We start from the raw sequence: 16,870 nt of genomic DNA, 5'->3' as shown, positions 1-16,870 counted from the left end.
AGTTCCTCGGCGCGCGGCAGGTCGTTGATGCGGTAGGCAATGTAGCGGTAGACGCGCGTGAAATGCTGTGATGCCCTGTTTCTTACACGCAGGCGGGAAAATTATTCTCCGGCTCGGAAACGGCAGGATCCTGCTGTCAGCCCAGCGCCCGGGGGTGGGCTGCCGCGTAAATTTCCCTGAGCGTGTCGGCGGTGACCAGGGTGTAGACCTGCGTCGTGGTGACCGAGGCGTGCCCCAGCAGTTCCTGCACCACGCGGACATCAGCGCCGCCTTCGAGCAGGTGCGTCGCGAAGGAGTGCCGCAGGGTGTGCGGGGAAACATCCTTCGTGATGTTGGCTTTGGCCGCGGCCGCCTTCAGGATGGTCCAGGCGCTTTGCCGGCTGATCCTTCCGCCGCGGGCGTTCAGGAACAGGGCGGGCGTTCCTTTTCCCTTCGCCGCCAGGAGCGGACGGCCACGCACCAGGTACGCGTCCACAGCCCGCGCCCCATAGGATCCCAGCGGCACCAGCCGTTCCTTTGATCCCTTGCCGAACAGTCGGACCACGGCGGGTCCGGCTTCGGCCTCGTGCAGGGCAATGTCGTCAACGTCCAGGCCCACGGCCTCGCTGATCCTCGCCCCGGTGGAATAGAGAAATTCGAGCAGGGCGCGGTCCCTGAGCCCTGTGGCGGTGTCAGTGGCCGCGGCTTCAAGGATCCGGGTGACTTCGTCCACGCTGATGGCCTTGGGCAGCCGCTTGCCCGGCATGGGCGGGTGGACGTCGCTGGCGGGATCCGTCGTCGTAATCCCTTCGAGTGCCCAGAACTTGTGCAGTCCCCGGACTGCCACCACAGTCCTGGCGGCAGACCGGACGCCAAGGGCCGTGCCGCCGTCGGATCCGTCGTTGAGGGCCATCACGAACCCCGTCACGTGGTGGCGGGTGATCTGGCCCGGGCCCGGGCAGCCCTCCGACGTCACGTAGCGGGAGTAACGCGCCAGGTCGCGGCGGTAGGCGGAGAGTGTGTTGGCGGCCAGGCCGCGTTCCACGCCCATGTGTTGCAGATACTCGGTGATGGCGCGGTCGATGGCGGTCTGTGGCCGGACGGGGGGCGTCGGGGCTTCCGCCTCAGTACCCGCCGTCATCAACGCTGGCTGGGGTGCGCAGGCCAGGGTGCATCGGCTGGACGCAATCCGGCGAAGTCGTCGGCCTTCGCCGCGGCGGCGGCCAGGATTCCGACGACGGCGGACGGGTTGTGCAGTTTGCCTTCCAGGACCGCGGCCACGGCGTCGTCCAAAGCGATCCAGTGGAATTCAATCTCGGCTTCCTCATCAGTCCGCTCATGGCGTTCGTGGTGCGGCACTTCCGTGAGGTCCCGGGCGAGGTAGATGCGGATGGCCTCGCTGGAGGAGCCCGGCGAGTTGAAGAAGTCCACCAGGACGTTCCACTCGCCGGCCGCGAGATCCGCCTCCTCGGCGAGTTCGCGGGCAGCCCCCGCCACAAAATCTTCGCCTTCCACATCCAGCAGGCCGGCAGGGATTTCCCAAAGGTCCATGCCCACGGGGTGCCGGTACTGCTTGATCAGCAGAACCTGGCCGGCATCGTTCATGGGCAGGACGGCCACGGCGCCAGGGTGGTCGATGTAGTCGCGGGTCAGGGACTCCCCTGTCTCGCTGAGCTGGAAGCTGTCGCTGACCACATCCCAGATCCGGCCTTCATAGACCTTCTCCGTAGACAGAAGACGGCGCGGGCTCGGTGCATCCGAAACCTGCCGTGCAGCTTGGGGGGTTTCAGGTGTGCCGGGCATCGCGCCGTCCTCTACGTATTCGGTTCTATTTTGCGGCAACCGTGCGCGACGGCTTGGCTGCCGGCTCGTCCTGTGCGATCTGGTGGTCCAGGGCGGCCTTGACAAGCCCGGCGAAGAGCGGGTGCGGCCGCGTGGGCCGTGAGCTCAGTTCGGGGTGCGCCTGGGTTGCCACGTAGAACGGGTGGACCTCGCGGGGCAGCTCAACGAATTCCACGAGCTTGCCGTCCGGCGACGTTCCGGAGAACACCAGGCCCTCGGCAGCGATCTGGTCGCGGTACTTGTTGTTGACCTCGTAGCGGTGCCGATGGCGTTCGCTGACCGTGGTTTTCCCGTAGGTCTCTGCGATGACCGAGCCGTCGTCGAGCTTTGCCTCGTACAGGCCAAGGCGCATGGTGCCGCCAAGATCGCCCTTGCCGTCCACGATGTCCAGCTGCTCTTCCATGGTGGCAATCACCGGGTATTTCGAATCCGGCTCGAACTCGGACGAGGAAGCGCCCTCGAGGCCCACCACGTTGCGCGCATATTCGATCACCATGCACTGCAGGCCCAGACACAGGCCCAGGACTGGCAGCTTGGTTTCGCGGGCGTACTTCAGGGCGCCGAGCTTGCCTTCGAGGCCGCGGATGCCGAAGCCGCCGGGAACGCAGATGGCGTCCACACCGTCCAGGGACGCCACGGCGCCTTCATGGGTTTCGCATTCATCCGACGGTACCCAGCGGATCTTGACTTTGGTCTCGTTGGCGAAGCCGCCGGCACGCAAGGCTTCGGTCACGGAAAGGTAGGCGTCCGGCAGGTCGATGTACTTGCCCACCAGTGCGATTTCCACGTGGTGCTTGGGGTTGTGGACTGCTTCGAGGAGCTTGTCCCAGCTGGTCCAGTCAACGTCCTTGAACGGCAGGTCCAGGGCGCGGACGATGTAGGAATCCAGGCCCTGGGTGTGCAGGGTCTTGGGGATGTCGTAGATGCTGGGGGCATCCGGGCAGCCGATGACGGCTTCGATATCGACGTCGCACATGCGGCCGATCTTGGCGCGCATGGGTTCGGGGACTTCGCGGTCCGAGCGGATCACGATGGCCTCGGGCTGGATGCCGATGGAGCGCAGGGCTGCCACGGAGTGCTGCGTCGGCTTGGTCTTCAGTTCCTGCGAGGGCCCGATGTAGGGCACCAGGGAGACGTGGACGAAGAAGACGTTGCCGCGGCCGATGTCCTGGCGGACCTGGCGGGCCGACTCGAGGAAGGGCTGCGACTCGATGTCGCCCACGGTGCCGCCGATTTCGGTGATGATGACGTCCGGCGCGTTTTTTCCTTCGGACGGAAGCCGCATGCGCCGCTTGATCTCATCGGTGATATGCGGGATGACCTGGACGGTGTCGCCGAGGTATTCGCCGCGGCGTTCCTTGGCGATCACCGTGGAGTAGACCTGGCCGGTGGTCACGTTGGCTGAGCCCTCAAGGTTTTCGTCGAGGAACCGCTCGTAGTGTCCGATGTCCAGGTCCGTCTCGGCGCCGTCGTCGGTGACGAAAACCTCGCCGTGCTGGAACGGGTTCATCGTGCCCGGATCCACGTTCAGGTAGGGATCGAGCTTCTGCATAGTTACAGACAGGCCGCGTGCCCGCAGGAGGTGACCGAGGCTCGAAGCCGTCAGTCCCTTACCGAGCGAGGACGCCACACCACCGGTTACGAAGATGTGTTTGGTCGTCTTGGACGAGCCCGGGAACCGGGAATTTACACGGGAATTTGATCGCTGCACCACGGAATTCGAGCCTATCATCAAATGAGCCTTTCCCCGATCAGGAACTGTATCCCCAAATGATCCAGTGTGCAGGGCAAGGCGCCGTGCGAGCAAGTGGTTCGGGTGGTCAGGCCCGCTGCGGCAGCAGTTTTGCGTCGTCCAGCAGCTCCTGGGCGTGTGCCTGGGCCGATTCTGAATCCTCCTGGCCGGCCAGCATCCTGGCGAGCTCCCGCACGCGCTCCGGGCCGTCGAGGAGGCGAACGTCACTGGACGTGAACCCGGTGGCGGTGCCGCCGTCGGCCCCCCTGACGGATGTCTTGGTGACGGTTATGTGCTGGTCCGCGAAGGCTGCCACCTGCGGCAGGTGCGTGACCACCAGGACTTGCACATGCTGTGCCAGCATGGCCAGCCGGCGGCCGATTTCGACGGCGGCCCGTCCGCCGACCCCGGCGTCCACTTCGTCGAACACAAACGTAGGCACCGGATCCACCGCGGCCAGCACCACTTCGATGGCCAGCATCACGCGGGACAGCTCGCCGCCGGAGGCGCCCTTGCCCAGCGGACGGGCCGGGGCTCCGGAGTGCGGCTGGAGCAGGAACGCGATCTCGTCCGCTCCATGCGGTGTCAGCTGAGCAGCCGCCTCACGGGTGATCACCAGGGTGGCGTCAGCCATCGCGAGTGCCTTCAGCTCCGAGCTCACCCGGCCGGACAGGTCCTTGGCCGCCTTGGCCCGGATCTTACTGACGGCGGCAGCCTGCTTCTGCAGTTCCGCTTCGGTCCGGACCACGTCCGCGTCCAGGGCTTCGATCCTGGTGGAGTCGTCCTGCAGCTCGTCGAAGCGGACCCGGGCATTTTCCGCCCACACCAGGACTTCGTCAATGCTGGGGGCGTACTTGCGGACCAGCGTGGCCAGGGCGGCCCGCCGGTCCTCGATCTCGGCGAGGCGTTCCGGGCCCTCCGAGTCCAGGCCGGCCTGGTAGCTGGCCAGCTCCGTGGCGATGTCGTTGAGCAGGAAGCCCACTTCGGCCAGGCGCGCTGCGGCGGATCCCAGTTCGGCGTCGTGCTCGGCCACGTGCTCCAAAGTCCTTTTCGCAACGTCCACGAGGGTGGTGGCGTCGCCCGCGTCACCGTAGTCCTCCGCGATGAGCGCCTGATGGGCCGTGTTGGCGGCGATCCTGAGCTCTTCCACGTTGGCCAGTTTCACAGCCTCCGCCTTGAGGGACTCGTCCTCCCCCGGCTGCGGATCCACATTGCTGATTTCGGCCAGGGCGACTTCCAGCGACTCGGCCTCGCGGAGCCTGTCGCGGGCGGCGCTGCGCAGGGTTTCCAGCTCCGCCTGGCTGGCCTTCCAATGGCTGTAGAGCGCCTGGTAGGAGGCCATCGGGCCCGCCAGTGCATCGCCGGCAAATTTGTCCAGGGCGGCGCGCTGGGCGGCCGCCCCCTTCAGCCTGATCTGGTCCGACTGGCCGTGGACCACCACGAGGGTTTCACCGATCTCCGCAAGGACGCCCACTGGGGCGGCCCGCCCGCCCAGGAAGGCACGGCTGCGCCCATCCGCACCGAGGCGACGCGCGAGGATGAGCTCAGCGCCGCCGTCGAACTCCTCCACGTCGGCACCCGCCTCCGCTGCACGGGCAACAGCCGGATGCCCGGCGTCGAGCTTGAGGACGGCCTCCGCAGTGGCGTTTTTCGCCCCGCTCCGGACCGCCCCGGCGTCGGACCTGGCCCCCAGCAGGAGGCCGACGGCGGTGACCACCATCGTTTTGCCGGCACCGGTTTCGCCGGTAACGACGCTCAGCCCGGGGCCCAGCGGCAGCGTGGCGTCGGTGATGACGCCCAGATCGCGGATTCTCAGTTCTTCAAGCATGGTTCACTTTGCGGTCGCGGGATCGGTTTCGTCCTCCGGCTGGTCGCCGGAGGCAAGCTGGAGCGGCGGCCTGGGCCGCGGCGTCCGGACGATCGGGATGGGTCCGGTGTGGATGGTCTCCGACTGCGGCACGGGCCCGCGCCAGCCGTGAATGGGGAGTTCAAATTTGCGGACCAGCCGCGCTGAAAAGGGCGTCTGGTGCGTCCTGGCCAGCCGGACCGGTGTGGCGGACTTGGTCACTTCAACCCGGGCGCCGGGCGGCAAGTCCACGGACCGCCGGCCATCGCACCACAGCACACCCTGGGCACCGGTGCGGGTGAGGACTTCCACGGCCAGCCGGGACCGGGGCGACACCACCAGCGGTTTGGCGAAAAGCGCGTGGGCGCTGATGGGGACAATCACCAGGGCCTCAACCTCCGGCCAGACCACGGGGCCGCCGGCCGAAAACGCATACGCGGTGGAGCCGGTGGGGGTGGCCACCACCACACCGTCGCAGCCGAAGGACGTCAGCGGGCGCTCATCCACTTCTGTCACCACCTCGATCATGCGTTCGCGGTTGCCTTTTTCGATCGCGGCCTCGTTCAGTGCCCAGGTGTGCCAGATCTTCTGGCCCCGGACCCACACCTGGACGTCGATGGTCATACGCTCTTCCACCGTGTAGTCGCGGCGGGCAATCCACTCCACCGTCTGGGCCAGGTCTGCCCGCTCGCTCTCGGCCAGGAAGCCCACGTGGCCAAGGTTGACGCCCAGCAAGGGTACGTCCACCTCCCGCACCAGCTCGGCGGCGCGCAGGATGGTGCCGTCACCGCCCAGGACCATCACCAGCTCGACGTCCGGCAACTGTACGTGGTCGTGGAGAATCTCCACCGGTTGGCTGAGCTGGCCGAAGAATCTTTCCATGTCGCGCAGCTCAGATTCCTGCATAACGGGAACAATGCCGGAATCATGCAGCTGGGCGCAGGCTTCCCAGGCGGCCTTCAGTGATTCCTCGCGGCCAGTGTGGGCAAGGACAAGTACTCGCCTGCTCATCGGGTTCCGCTTTCTAGTGGTTCGGCCAGATTCGGCCAAGCAATCCGTCAAGGGCTGCGAGGCGCTCTTCGATCTTAGGCAGGTCTTCGGTCATCCTGCGCTTTATCCACAGGAAGTATTCGACGTTTCCGTCCTGGCCCGGCAACGGACTGGCCGCTAAGCCACATAGGTCCAGTCCGGCGTCGAGCGCTGCATTGGCCACTTTTTCCACGGCCATCCGGCGTTCGCGCTCGGAATTGACCACGCCGGTACGCCCCAGCCGGTCCTTGCCGATCTCGAACTGGGGCTTCACCATCAGCACCAGGTCACCGCCCGGCTGCGTGCACAGGGCCAGGGGCAGGACCACCAGGGTCAGCGAGATGAAGGAGAGGTCCGCCACCGTGAGTTCGGCCTGTCCGCCGATGTCCGCCGGCGCCATGTACCGCACGTTCATGCCTTCATGAACGGCTACGCGGTCATCGGCGCGGAGCTGCGGGACCAGCTGGTCATGCCCGACGTCGACCGCCACCACGTGTGCCGCACCGCGCCGCAGGAGCACCTCGGTGAAGCCGCCGGTGGAGGCGCCGGCGTCCAGGCACCTCTTGCCCGCAACCGTGACCTCCGGGAATACGTCCAGAGCGCCCGCCAGTTTGTGTCCGGCCCGGCTGACGTAGCTGTCCTCTTCCGTGTGCTCGACTGATAGGTCCTTGCCGTCGTCCACCTGGAGGGACGCCTTGGAGAGGATCTGCCCGGCCGAGCTCACCTTGCCCTCGGCAATCAACGATGCAGCGTGGGTCCGGGACCGGGCCAGGCCGCGGGCGACGAGCGCCTGGTCAAGTCGTGCCATGCTCAAGCTTCTCCTTCGCCGTTTGGGGCCTCTTCGTTCAACGCGTGCAGCAGGGCATCGTGGAGGTCGCTGTAAACGGCTTCATGCTCAGCTACGGGCAACTTCTCGACGCCGTCCAGCGCGGCCGCTAAGGCGGCAACAGACGGATCGGTGGTTGCCGGTGCAGCTGTGTCCGGCCATTCCGGCGTTGGCTGGGCTGCTTCCGGATGGTGCGCTTCGTTCAGCTCAGTCATTGGACCAGTCTAGTGATTGCGCCACTCGAGTTTTGGCTCGGTGGGCAGGGCGGCGTCAGGGACCGCGGTCCACCACGCGGCGCAGGCGGCCCGCCACGAATCCAGGTCACCTTCGCTGCCGGTGATGTGGATGGTTTCACCGCTGACCCGCGCGGTGGAGTCCCCGCAGCGGTGCGTTCCGTCAGTGTGGTCCACGGCCGGGTAGGGGCGGTGGAGGTCGCTGAGTTCGTTGATGACATAGTCCGGGCGTTCAGCCGTACGCGCGGCCAGGATGGTTTCCCGGGTATCGACGCCGGTCAGCACGGCCACCGTGGCGAACCCGGCGTTGTTGCCGCCGAGGATGTCGGTGTCGAGGCGGTCCCCCACCACCAGCGGGCGGTCAGCCGCGAGCCGTTTGGCGGCGGCGTGGAAGAGCGGAGCCTCCGGCTTGCCGGCAACCCGTGGAGTCTGTCCGGTGGCGGCGGCAACTGCCGCCACCAGCGTGCCGTTGCCCGGGGCCATGCCCCGGGCCTGCGGAATGGACATATCGGTGTTGGTAGCGATCCACAGTGCTCCGGCCGACACCACGAACGCCGCCTCGGCAAGGTCTTTCCAGCCGATCCCGGGATTGAATCCCTGGACCACGGCCACCGGATCCTCATCCTGGCTGTAGACAGGCGTCAGTCCCACCAGGTCGATTTCCTGCGCCAGGGCGGGGCTGCCGGTGATCAGCACGCGCGCTCCGGGGGCGACGAGGGATGCCAGGAGTTCGGCCGCGGCCTGCGAGGAACTGACCACCTGGTTGTCGTCTGCCGGTGCACCCAGTTCACGGAGATGCGCGGCGACCTGCGCCGGAGTGCGGGAGGCATTGTTGGTGACATATCCCAGGCCAATGCCCAAACCCTCCAGCTGTTGCAGCGAGTCCACGGCGCCGGGGATGGCGTGCGGCCCGGCGTAGACCACGCCGTCCAGGTCCGCCAAAAGGGCGTCGAACAGGGAAATCAAGGGAACTTCAGTCATAGCGGGCTAGCTGTCCCGTCCGTCAGAGTGGCCATCGGTGTTGCTGTCGTCTGCTTCGCCGTGCGCTCCGTCATCATCCACTTCTTCGCTGTGCTCGGCGTCGCCGGTTTCCAGCTCGTCTGATTCGACGGAATCCTCGTCAGACTCGGCGTCATCGGCCTCGAAGTAATCCGATTCGACGTCATCGATGGCTGCATCCACACCGGCGGCCGCAGCGGCGGTCTTGTCCGCGGCTTCTTCCGTCCGGGCGGCGGGCGTGGTGGCAGCGGCTTCGGGGCCTGCGGCAGCGCGCTCCAGCAGACGCCGGCGCTGAGCTTCCTCGCGGGCTTCCTCTTCCTCGTCCCAGCCGAGGTCCACGATGTCGGGTTCCTCATCGACGCCGAGGCCCAAGGCATTTTCCGCCACAACGGCCTGCTTCTGCCATTTTGCCGCTTCGTCTTCGCGGCCGACGGCGGACAGGGCGTTTGCGTACGCCCGGAACAGCCTCGGGCTGTAGGAGAACGCCCGGTTCAGGTCCAGCTGAGGAATTTCCAGTTCTGCTACGGCAGCGTCCAGCTGTCCGAGGTCAGTCCGGGCCCCGGCAGCCACGATGGCCAGCTCGACTTTGCCGGGGGCGTCCAGGTCTTTGGCTTCCTCGGAACGTACGACGTCGAGGGCACGGTCAGGACGGCCAAGTCCGCGTTCGCAGTCTGCCATCACGGGCAGGTGGACGTTCGAACCGCTGATGCGGCGGTAGGTCCGGAATTCGCGCAATGCTTCGCCGTAGTGTCCTGCGGCGTAGGCGGTGAGTCCGACGGCTTCCCGGACGGCTGCCAGCCGGCCACCTCGCCGGCTCGCGGCGAGGGCATGCTGGAAAGCCAGCTCGGGCTCTTCGTCGATCAGGCGTCCGGCCATAACGAGGTGGCGGGCAACCCACTCGGCGCTCTTGTCTTCCAGGGTCTTGATCTGGTGCTGCGTGGCGCGGTCAAGTTCCTTACCCGTGACATCCTCATCGATTTCCGGGGAACGTTCGCGGTCGGGGCGGTTGGCGCTGCGCAGGTCACGCGCGTTGGGTACACGGGCCGGGCGGTCCTCCGGACGGTCCCTGCCGAACTGGCGGGGGCCGGAATCGCCACGGTCGAAGCTGCGGGGGGCGCGGTCCTGGCGGTCACCGAACGGCTTGCGGTTGTCGCCGCCGGAGAAGCCACGACGCTCGCCGTCACCTTCGCGGCGCGGACGGTCACCAAAGGACTTGTTGTCCCGGTCGCCATAAGGCTTCCGCTCACCGCCGCCGCTGAACGGTTTGCGGTCTCCACCGCCGAAGCTGCGACGTTCACCGTCGCCTTCGCGGCGCGGACGGTCACCGTACGGCTTGTTGTCACGGTCCCCATAAGGCTTCCGCTCACCGCCGCCGCTGAACGGTTTGCGGTCTCCGCCACCGAAGCTGCGACGTTCACCGTCGCCTTCACGGCGCGGACGATCACCGTACGGCTTGTTGTCCCGGTCGCCATACGGCTTCCGCTCGCCACCGCCACTGAACGGCTTGCGGTCCCCACTACCGCTGAAGGGCTTGCGCTCGCCACCGCCGAAGGTACGACGTTCGCCGTCACCTTCACGGCGCGGACGATCACCAAAGGACTTCTTGTCCCGGTCACCATAAGGCTTGCGCTCACCGCCACCTGTGAACGGCTTCCGGTCTCCGCCACCGCTAAAGGGCTTGCGCTCTCCAGTACCGAAGGCACGACGTTCGCCGTCACCTTCACGGCGCGGACGATCACCAAAAGGCTTGCGTTCCCCGGAACCAGGGGCGCGCTTCGGACCGTCGGAGTTACGGTCGTTGCGGGAGCGGAAACCCCGCGGCTCGCCGCCGGAGTTGTTATTGCCGCGGAAAGGACCGCGGTCGTTGCCGCCGCGGTTGCCGCCGTTGTGCTCAGCCATGTGGATTCCTCCTGTTATGAGCCGACCACTGGCGCAATCGCAGCCGCTCGTTACGTGCTTCGTTATCCTACGCACCCGAAAATCAAGCGCTTCGAAGTCCGTACATCTCAGTCAATTCTAGGCGAGACACCACCGACAGATGACATGGATCCGCCTCCAGGCCGCCGTCGTGGGAATGTTCACACCCCCAGCCAACGCTCTCTCACTTAATGTGGGTTTCCGGTGGACGCTCTCTCACGTAAAGAAGGTTTCCAGGCGACGCTCTCTCAGTTCCTGTGTCCATACGACCGCACGGGAGCAGTTTCCGACGTCGGCGGGGTGCCTGGTATGCGCGGCTGGTTGTGAGGGGTGAGAGAGGGTGTGGGAATTCACGGCAGGATGTGAGAGAGCGTTCGACGGCGGTGGCCGGTTGGGTGCGTGCCGTGTGTCCGGTGAGAAGGGGTGTTTTTGGTTGTGGTGGTTAATGTGGGAGAGCCCCCCAACCTGGTGGTTGGGGGGCTCTCGACCTGTAATGATGTTCCGGCGGTGACCTACTCTCCCACACCCTCCCGGGTGCAGTACCATCGGCGCTGTGGGTCTTAGCTTCCGGGTTCGGAATGGGACCGGGCGTTTCCCCCACGCTATGACCGCCGTAACCCTTGCTCCGCACCCTGCCGGCTGTGCCGTGGGGTGGGAAAACTTTGTGGTTACAACATTGTGGTGTTGTTATTTTGTTGTGTTTTTGTTCCCTGGACAACGTGCCGTCGTATGGACGGGTTTGTTGTTTGGGAACCACATAGTGGACGCAAGCAGTCTTGTTTCTTTTTACCACCCCGTGGTGCAAACCTCTTTTGACTAGGTTTGCGGGGTGGTGTGTGGTGTAAGTTATCGGCCTATTAGTACCGGTCAGCTTCACGAGTCGTTAGTCCTCGCTTCCACATCCGGCCTATCAACCCAGTGGTCTGGCTGGGGGCCTCTCACACACAAGGTGTATGGAAATCTCATCTCGAAGCGAGCTTCCCGCTTAGATGCTTTCAGCGGTTATCCCATCCGAACGTAGCTAATCAGCGGTGCACTTGGCAGTACAACTGACACACCAGAGGTTCGTCCGTCCCGGTCCTCTCGTACTAAGGACAGCCCTTCTCAAATTTCCTGCGCGCGCAGCGGATAGGGACCGAACTGTCTCACGACGTTCTAAACCCAGCTCGCGTACCGCTTTAATGGGCGAACAGCCCAACCCTTGGGACCTACTCCAGCCCCAGGATGCGACGAGCCGACATCGAGGTGCCAAACCATGCCGTCGATATGGACTCTTGGGCAAGATCAGCCTGTTATCCCCGAGGTACCTTTTATCCGTTGAGCGACGGCCATTCCACAATGTACCGCCGGATCACTAGTCCCGACTTTCGTCCCTGCTCGAGATGTCTCTCTCACAGTCAAGCTCCCTTGTGCACTTACACTCGACACCTGATTGCCAACCAGGCTGAGGGAACCTTTGGGCGCCTCCGTTACTTTTTAGGAGGCAACCGCCCCAGTTAAACTACCCATCAGGCACTGTCCCTGACCCGGATTACGGGCCGAAGTTAGATGTCCAAAGTGACCAGAGTGGTATTTCAACGATGACTCCACCCGAACTGGCGTCCGGGCTTCAACGTCTCCCACCTATCCTACACAAGCCACTCCGAACACCAATACCAAACTATAGTAAAGGTCTCGGGGTCTTTCCGTCCTGCTGCGCGTAACGAGCATCTTTACTCGTACTGCAATTTCGCCGAGTTTATGGTTGAGACAGCGGGGAAGTCGTTACTCCATTCGTGCAGGTCGGAACTTACCCGACAAGGAATTTCGCTACCTTAGGATGGTTATAGTTACCACCGCCGTTTACTGGGGCTTGAATTCTCAGCTTCGCCCTTGCGGGCTAACCGGTCCTCTTAACCTTCCAGCACCGGGCAGGAGTCAGTCCGTATACATCGTCTTGCGACTTCGCACGGACCTGTGTTTTTAGTAAACAGTCGCTTCCCCCTGGTCTCTGCGGCCCCGATCCCCTCCCACCAGCGTGTGGTGTTCAAGGTTGGGGCCCCCCTTCTCCCGAAGTTACGGGGGCATTTTGCCGAGTTCCTTAACCATAATTCTCTCGATCGCCTTAGTATTCTCTACCTGATCACCTGTGTCGGTTTGGGGTACGGGCGGCTAAAACCTCGCGTCGATGCTTTTCTCGGCAGCATAGGATCACCAAATCCCCCCGTGAGGGGGTCCCATCAGATCTCAGGCATCATGAACGGCGGATTTGCCTACCGTTCGCCCTACATCCTTAGACCGGGACAACCATCGCCCGGCTTGGCTACCTTCCTGCGTCACACCTGTTAATACGCTTGCCTCCCAGGATCAGGTCCCGCGCTCCACCAAAACCCACGTCACCCCGAAGGGTGGGCGGGCAGGTCTCGGGCGGTTAGTATCCCCTGTTCAACATGGACGGTTTTTCGCCGGTACGGGAATATCAACCCGTTGTCCATCGACTACGCCTGTCGGCCTCGCCTTAGGTCCCGACTTACCCAGGGCAGATTAGCTTGACCCTGGAACCCTTGATCATTCGGCGGACGGGTTTCTCACCCGTCTTTCGCTACTCATGCCTGCATTCTCACTCGTGTAGGCTCCACCGCTGGTTTACACCGCGACTTCACTGCCCACACGACGCTCCCCTACCACTCCAGACACCTGAACCGGATCCACGAGGGACCGGCTGGGTTATTGCCTGAAATCCACAACTTCGGCGGTGTACTTGAGCCCCGCTACATTGTCGGCGCGGAATCACTTGACCAGTGAGCTATTACGCACTCTTTTAAGGATGGCTGCTTCTAAGCCAACCTCCTGGTTGTCTTCGCAACTCCACATCCTTTCCCACTTAGCACACGCTTAGGGGCCTTAGTTGGTGGTCTGGGCTGTTTCCCTCTCGACTATGAAGCTTATCCCCCACAGTCTCACTGCTGCGCTCTCACTTACCGGCATTCGGAGTTTGGCTGACGTCAGTAACCTTGTAGGGCCCATTAGCCATCCAGTAGCTCTACCTCCAGCAAGAAACACGCAACGCTGCACCTAAATGCATTTCGGGGAGAACCAGCTATCACGAAGTTTGATTGGCCTTTCACCCCTACCCACAGCTCATCCCCTCCATTTTCAACTGAAGTGGGTTCGGTCCTCCACGACGTCTTACCGTCGCTTCAACCTGGCCATGGGTAGATCACTTCGCTTCGGGTCTAGATCACGCCACTGCAACGCCCTATTCAGACTCGCTTTCGCTACGGCTTCCCCACACGGGTTAACCTCGCGACGTAACACTAACTCGCAGGCTCATTCTTCAAAAGGCACGCCGTCACAACTACAAGGCTGCTCCGACGGATTGTAAGCACACGGTTTCAGGTACTGTTTCACTCCCCTCCCGGGGTACTTTTCACCTTTCCCTCACGGTACTGGTCCGCTATCGGTCATTAGGGAGTATTTAGGCTTATCAGGTGGTCCTGACAGATTCACACGGGATTTCTCGGGCCCCGTGCTACTTGGGATACTCTCCAGGCGGCACAAAAACATTTCGGTTACGGGGCTCACACCCTCTCTGGCCGGCCTTTCAAGACCGTTCACCTATGCCTGCACATCACACCTCACCAGTCCGGCAGAACTGGTATGGAAAGTCCCACAACCCCGACCATGCAACGCCCGCCGGCTATCACACATGGAACGGTTTAGCCTGATCCGCGTTCGCTCGCCACTACTAACGGAATCACTATTGTTTTCTCTTCCTGCGGGTACTGAGATGTTTCACTTCCCCGCGTTCCCTCCACGCACCCTATGTGTTCAGATGCGGGTCACCAGGCGACTCGCGCCCCTGGCGGGGTTTCCCCATTCGGACACCCTGGGATCACAGTCCGGTTATCGACTCCCCCAGGCTTATCGCAGATTCCTACGTCCTTCTTCGGCTCCTAATGCCAAGGCATCCACCGTGTGCTCTTAAAAACTTGACCACAAAAGATCAAAAACGCTAATTTTCGAGAGAACCACAGAAACCACCCACACCCCAAAAGAGTGCGGACAGATCCAGGTTCATAATTCTTGGAAATTGCTTCTTATAAAAGATGCTCGCGTCCACTATGTAGTTCTCAAACAACAACCCCATACCACACACCCCACACACACAAAGTGCGCGCTCGGTGCAGCCAGGAAACCAGAAACAAACAAGTACCGGGAAAACCCGGCCCTGTTGCCTCAGGACCCAACAGTGTGCCAAACACTAAACCACCCACCCCCATCCCGCACCGTTCCAGGCAGAGACGGCCATCCCGAAGGACAACCAACCACCGTACTGGGCGAGGAAAGAAACAAGCGGCCGCTATTTGTTGATATTCCACCCTTGAGCACCCGCCGCAGAACTTGCGTCTGCGCAACGGGCATATACTCCTGACAACCCCTCCACACCCGCATACACGGGGCAAGGTGACTGTAGGTGCTCCTTAGAAAGGAGGTGATCCAGCCGCACCTTCCGGTACGGCTACCTTGTTACGACTTAGTCCCAATCGCCAGTCCCACCTTCGACAGCTCCCTCCCACAAGGGGTTAGGCCACCGGCTTCGGGTGTTACCAACTTTCGTGACTTGACGGGCGGTGTGTACAAGGCCCGGGAACGTATTCACCGCAGCGTTGCTGATCTGCGATTACTAGCGACTCCGACTTCATGGGGTCGAGTTGCAGACCCCAATCCGAACTGAGACCGGCTTTTTGGGATTAGCTCCACCTCACAGTATCGCAACCCTTTGTACCGGCCATTGTAGCATGCGTGAAGCCCAAGACATAAGGGGCATGATGATTTGACGTCGTCCCCACCTTCCTCCGAGTTGACCCCGGCAGTCTCCTATGAGTCCCCGCCATCACGCGCTGGCAACATAGAACGAGGGTTGCGCTCGTTGCGGGACTTAACCCAACATCTCACGACACGAGCTGACGACAACCATGCACCACCTGTAAACCGACCGCAAGCGGGGCACCTGTTTCCAGGCATTTCCGGTTCATGTCAAGCCTTGGTAAGGTTCTTCGCGTTGCATCGAATTAATCCGCATGCTCCGCCGCTTGTGCGGGCCCCCGTCAATTCCTTTGAGTTTTAGCCTTGCGGCCGTACTCCCCAGGCGGGGCACTTAATGCGTTAGCTACGGCGCGGAAAACGTGGAATGTCCCCCACACCTAGTGCCCAACGTTTACGGCATGGACTACCAGGGTATCTAATCCTGTTCGCTCCCCATGCTTTCGCTCCTCAGCGTCAGTTAATGCCCAGAGACCTGCCTTCGCCATCGGTGTTCCTCCTGATATCTGCGCATTTCACCGCTACACCAGGAATTCCAGTCTCCCCTACATCACTCTAGTCTGCCCGTACCCACCGCAGATCCGGAGTTGAGCCCCGGACTTTCACGGCAGACGCGACAAACCGCCTACGAGCTCTTTACGCCCAATAATTCCGGATAACGCTTGCGCCCTACGTATTACCGCGGCTGCTGGCACGTAGTTAGCCGGCGCTTCTTCTGCAGGTACCGTCACTTTCGCTTCTTCCCTACTGAAAGAGGTTTACAACCCGAAGGCCGTCATCCCTCACGCGGCGTCGCTGCATCAGGCTTTCGCCCATTGTGCAATATTCCCCACTGCTGCCTCCCGTAGGAGTCTGGGCCGTGTCTCAGTCCCAGTGTGGCCGGTCACCCTCTCAGGCCGGCTACCCGTCGTCGCCTTGGTGAGCCATTACCTCACCAACAAGCTGATAGGCCGCGAGTCCATCCAAAACCACAATAAAGCTTTCCACCCCCCACCATGCGATGAGGAGTCATATCCGGTATTAGACCCAGTTTCCCAGGCTTATCCCAGAGTTAAGGGCAGGTTACTCACGTGTTACTCACCCGTTCGCCACTAATCACCGGTGCAAGCACCGGGTCATCGTTCGACTTGCATGTGTTAAGCACGCCGCCAGCGTTCATCCTGAGCCAGGATCAAACTCTCCGTTGAAGAAAAACAGACACAACCACCAACCCCGGAAATAACAGGATAAAATGGCTGCACAAAATTTGAAACCAGCTAAAAACACCAGACCACACCACGGGGTGGCGGGCCCGGCAAATTCAACCAATTCAATACAATAAATTGGTATCAACAAACTTGGCACACTATTGAGTTCTCAAACAACAGACACATTCGAATAATTCCCGAAACAATTCATATTCAATGAATTCTTTTGTTTCGCTTTTCTTCGCTGCGATGTTTATAGCTTATTTCATTCTTATTCACTTTGCAAATCCGGGTTATTTTCCCGATATTCACTCTGTGGAACGAATCCGCCCATCAGAAAGTGAAGCTTTTCATCATTTTCGTGCTTTGCACATGATGAATTGCTTCTCTTGAGAAGGGGGTTTGTCGCCACTCAGCGGCGGCGACTCAGAAAACAATACACGCTCCCCCGCGGCCGTGCAAATCGGCTGCGGA

At 62.3% G+C, this 16,870-nt stretch carries 9 protein-coding genes and 3 rRNA genes; all 12 read right to left on the bottom strand.

From position 1 onward, the window contains the following. Positions 1 to 136: 136 nt before the first annotated feature. Positions 137 to 1,120, bottom strand: a complete 984-nt coding sequence (gene xerD / locus AC3IT0_RS07945; RefSeq protein ID WP_489323187.1) for a site-specific tyrosine recombinase XerD — start codon at positions 1,118 to 1,120, stop codon at positions 137 to 139. After that, complete coding sequence (locus AC3IT0_RS07940) at positions 1,120 to 1,782, bottom strand: NUDIX domain-containing protein (RefSeq protein WP_489323186.1); 663 nt, start codon at positions 1,780 to 1,782, stop codon at positions 1,120 to 1,122. Before AC3IT0_RS07940 ends, xerD begins: the two co-directional genes overlap by 1 nt. Before the next feature lie 25 nt (positions 1,783 to 1,807). Continuing rightward, positions 1,808 to 3,553 carry a CTP synthase gene (gene pyrG, locus AC3IT0_RS07935; protein WP_489323185.1) on the bottom strand — a complete coding sequence of 582 codons (1,746 nt, stop codon included), beginning with the start codon at positions 3,551 to 3,553 and terminating at the stop codon, positions 1,808 to 1,810. Positions 3,554 to 3,641: 88 nt separating this feature from the next. Then, positions 3,642 to 5,381 carry a DNA repair protein RecN gene (recN, locus tag AC3IT0_RS07930; RefSeq protein WP_489323184.1) on the bottom strand — a complete coding sequence of 580 codons (1,740 nt, stop codon included), beginning with the start codon at positions 5,379 to 5,381 and terminating at the stop codon, positions 3,642 to 3,644. A 3-nt stretch (positions 5,382 to 5,384) separates the two neighbouring features. Continuing rightward, complete coding sequence (locus AC3IT0_RS07925; protein ID WP_489323183.1) at positions 5,385 to 6,410, bottom strand: NAD kinase; 1,026 nt, start codon at positions 6,408 to 6,410, stop codon at positions 5,385 to 5,387. A gap of 13 nt (positions 6,411 to 6,423) precedes the next feature. Then, positions 6,424 to 7,236 carry a TlyA family RNA methyltransferase gene (locus AC3IT0_RS07920; protein ID WP_489323182.1) on the bottom strand — a complete coding sequence of 271 codons (813 nt, stop codon included), beginning with the start codon at positions 7,234 to 7,236 and terminating at the stop codon, positions 6,424 to 6,426. A 2-nt stretch (positions 7,237 to 7,238) separates the two neighbouring features. Next, positions 7,239 to 7,469, bottom strand: coding sequence for a hypothetical protein (locus AC3IT0_RS07915; protein WP_489323181.1), 231 nt, complete (start codon positions 7,467 to 7,469; stop codon positions 7,239 to 7,241). Positions 7,470 to 7,478: 9 nt separating this feature from the next. After that, positions 7,479 to 8,468: an HAD-IIA family hydrolase gene (locus AC3IT0_RS07910; RefSeq protein ID WP_489323180.1), complete on the bottom strand. Its 990-nt coding sequence runs from the start codon at positions 8,466 to 8,468 to the stop codon at positions 7,479 to 7,481. A gap of 6 nt (positions 8,469 to 8,474) precedes the next feature. Then, positions 8,475 to 10,385 carry a tetratricopeptide repeat protein gene (locus AC3IT0_RS07905; RefSeq protein ID WP_489323179.1) on the bottom strand — a complete coding sequence of 637 codons (1,911 nt, stop codon included), beginning with the start codon at positions 10,383 to 10,385 and terminating at the stop codon, positions 8,475 to 8,477. Between the two features lie 517 nt (positions 10,386 to 10,902). Continuing rightward, positions 10,903 to 11,019 (bottom strand): 5S ribosomal RNA (gene rrf / locus AC3IT0_RS07900). 220 nt (positions 11,020 to 11,239) lie between these two features. Then, positions 11,240 to 14,380 (bottom strand): 23S ribosomal RNA (locus AC3IT0_RS07895). A gap of 490 nt (positions 14,381 to 14,870) precedes the next feature. Continuing rightward, positions 14,871 to 16,396 (bottom strand): 16S ribosomal RNA (locus AC3IT0_RS07890). Together the 16S, 23S and 5S rRNA genes form the textbook arrangement of a ribosomal RNA operon. Between the last annotated feature and the right edge of the window lie 474 nt (positions 16,397 to 16,870).

The sequence above is a fragment of the Pseudarthrobacter sp. KH_020_B genome (assembly GCF_057840185.1).
This window is presented reverse-complemented; position numbering and strand designations above follow the sequence as displayed.

Coding starts and splice junctions, on each gene's coding strand:
- AC3IT0_RS07925 (WP_489323183.1), bottom strand. CDS start 6,410: ATGAGCAGGCGAGTACTTGTCCTTGCCCACACTGGCCGCGAGGAATCA.
- AC3IT0_RS07905 (WP_489323179.1), bottom strand. CDS start 10,385: ATGGCTGAGCACAACGGCGGCAACCGCGGCGGCAACGACCGCGGTCCT.
- AC3IT0_RS07920 (WP_489323182.1), bottom strand. CDS start 7,236: ATGGCACGACTTGACCAGGCGCTCGTCGCCCGCGGCCTGGCCCGGTCC.
- AC3IT0_RS07915 (WP_489323181.1), bottom strand. CDS start 7,469: ATGACTGAGCTGAACGAAGCGCACCATCCGGAAGCAGCCCAGCCAACG.
- xerD (WP_489323187.1), bottom strand. CDS start 1,120: ATGACGGCGGGTACTGAGGCGGAAGCCCCGACGCCCCCCGTCCGGCCA.
- recN (WP_489323184.1), bottom strand. CDS start 5,381: ATGCTTGAAGAACTGAGAATCCGCGATCTGGGCGTCATCACCGACGCC.
- AC3IT0_RS07940 (WP_489323186.1), bottom strand. CDS start 1,782: ATGCCCGGCACACCTGAAACCCCCCAAGCTGCACGGCAGGTTTCGGAT.
- AC3IT0_RS07910 (WP_489323180.1), bottom strand. CDS start 8,468: ATGACTGAAGTTCCCTTGATTTCCCTGTTCGACGCCCTTTTGGCGGAC.
- pyrG (WP_489323185.1), bottom strand. CDS start 3,553: ATGATAGGCTCGAATTCCGTGGTGCAGCGATCAAATTCCCGTGTAAAT.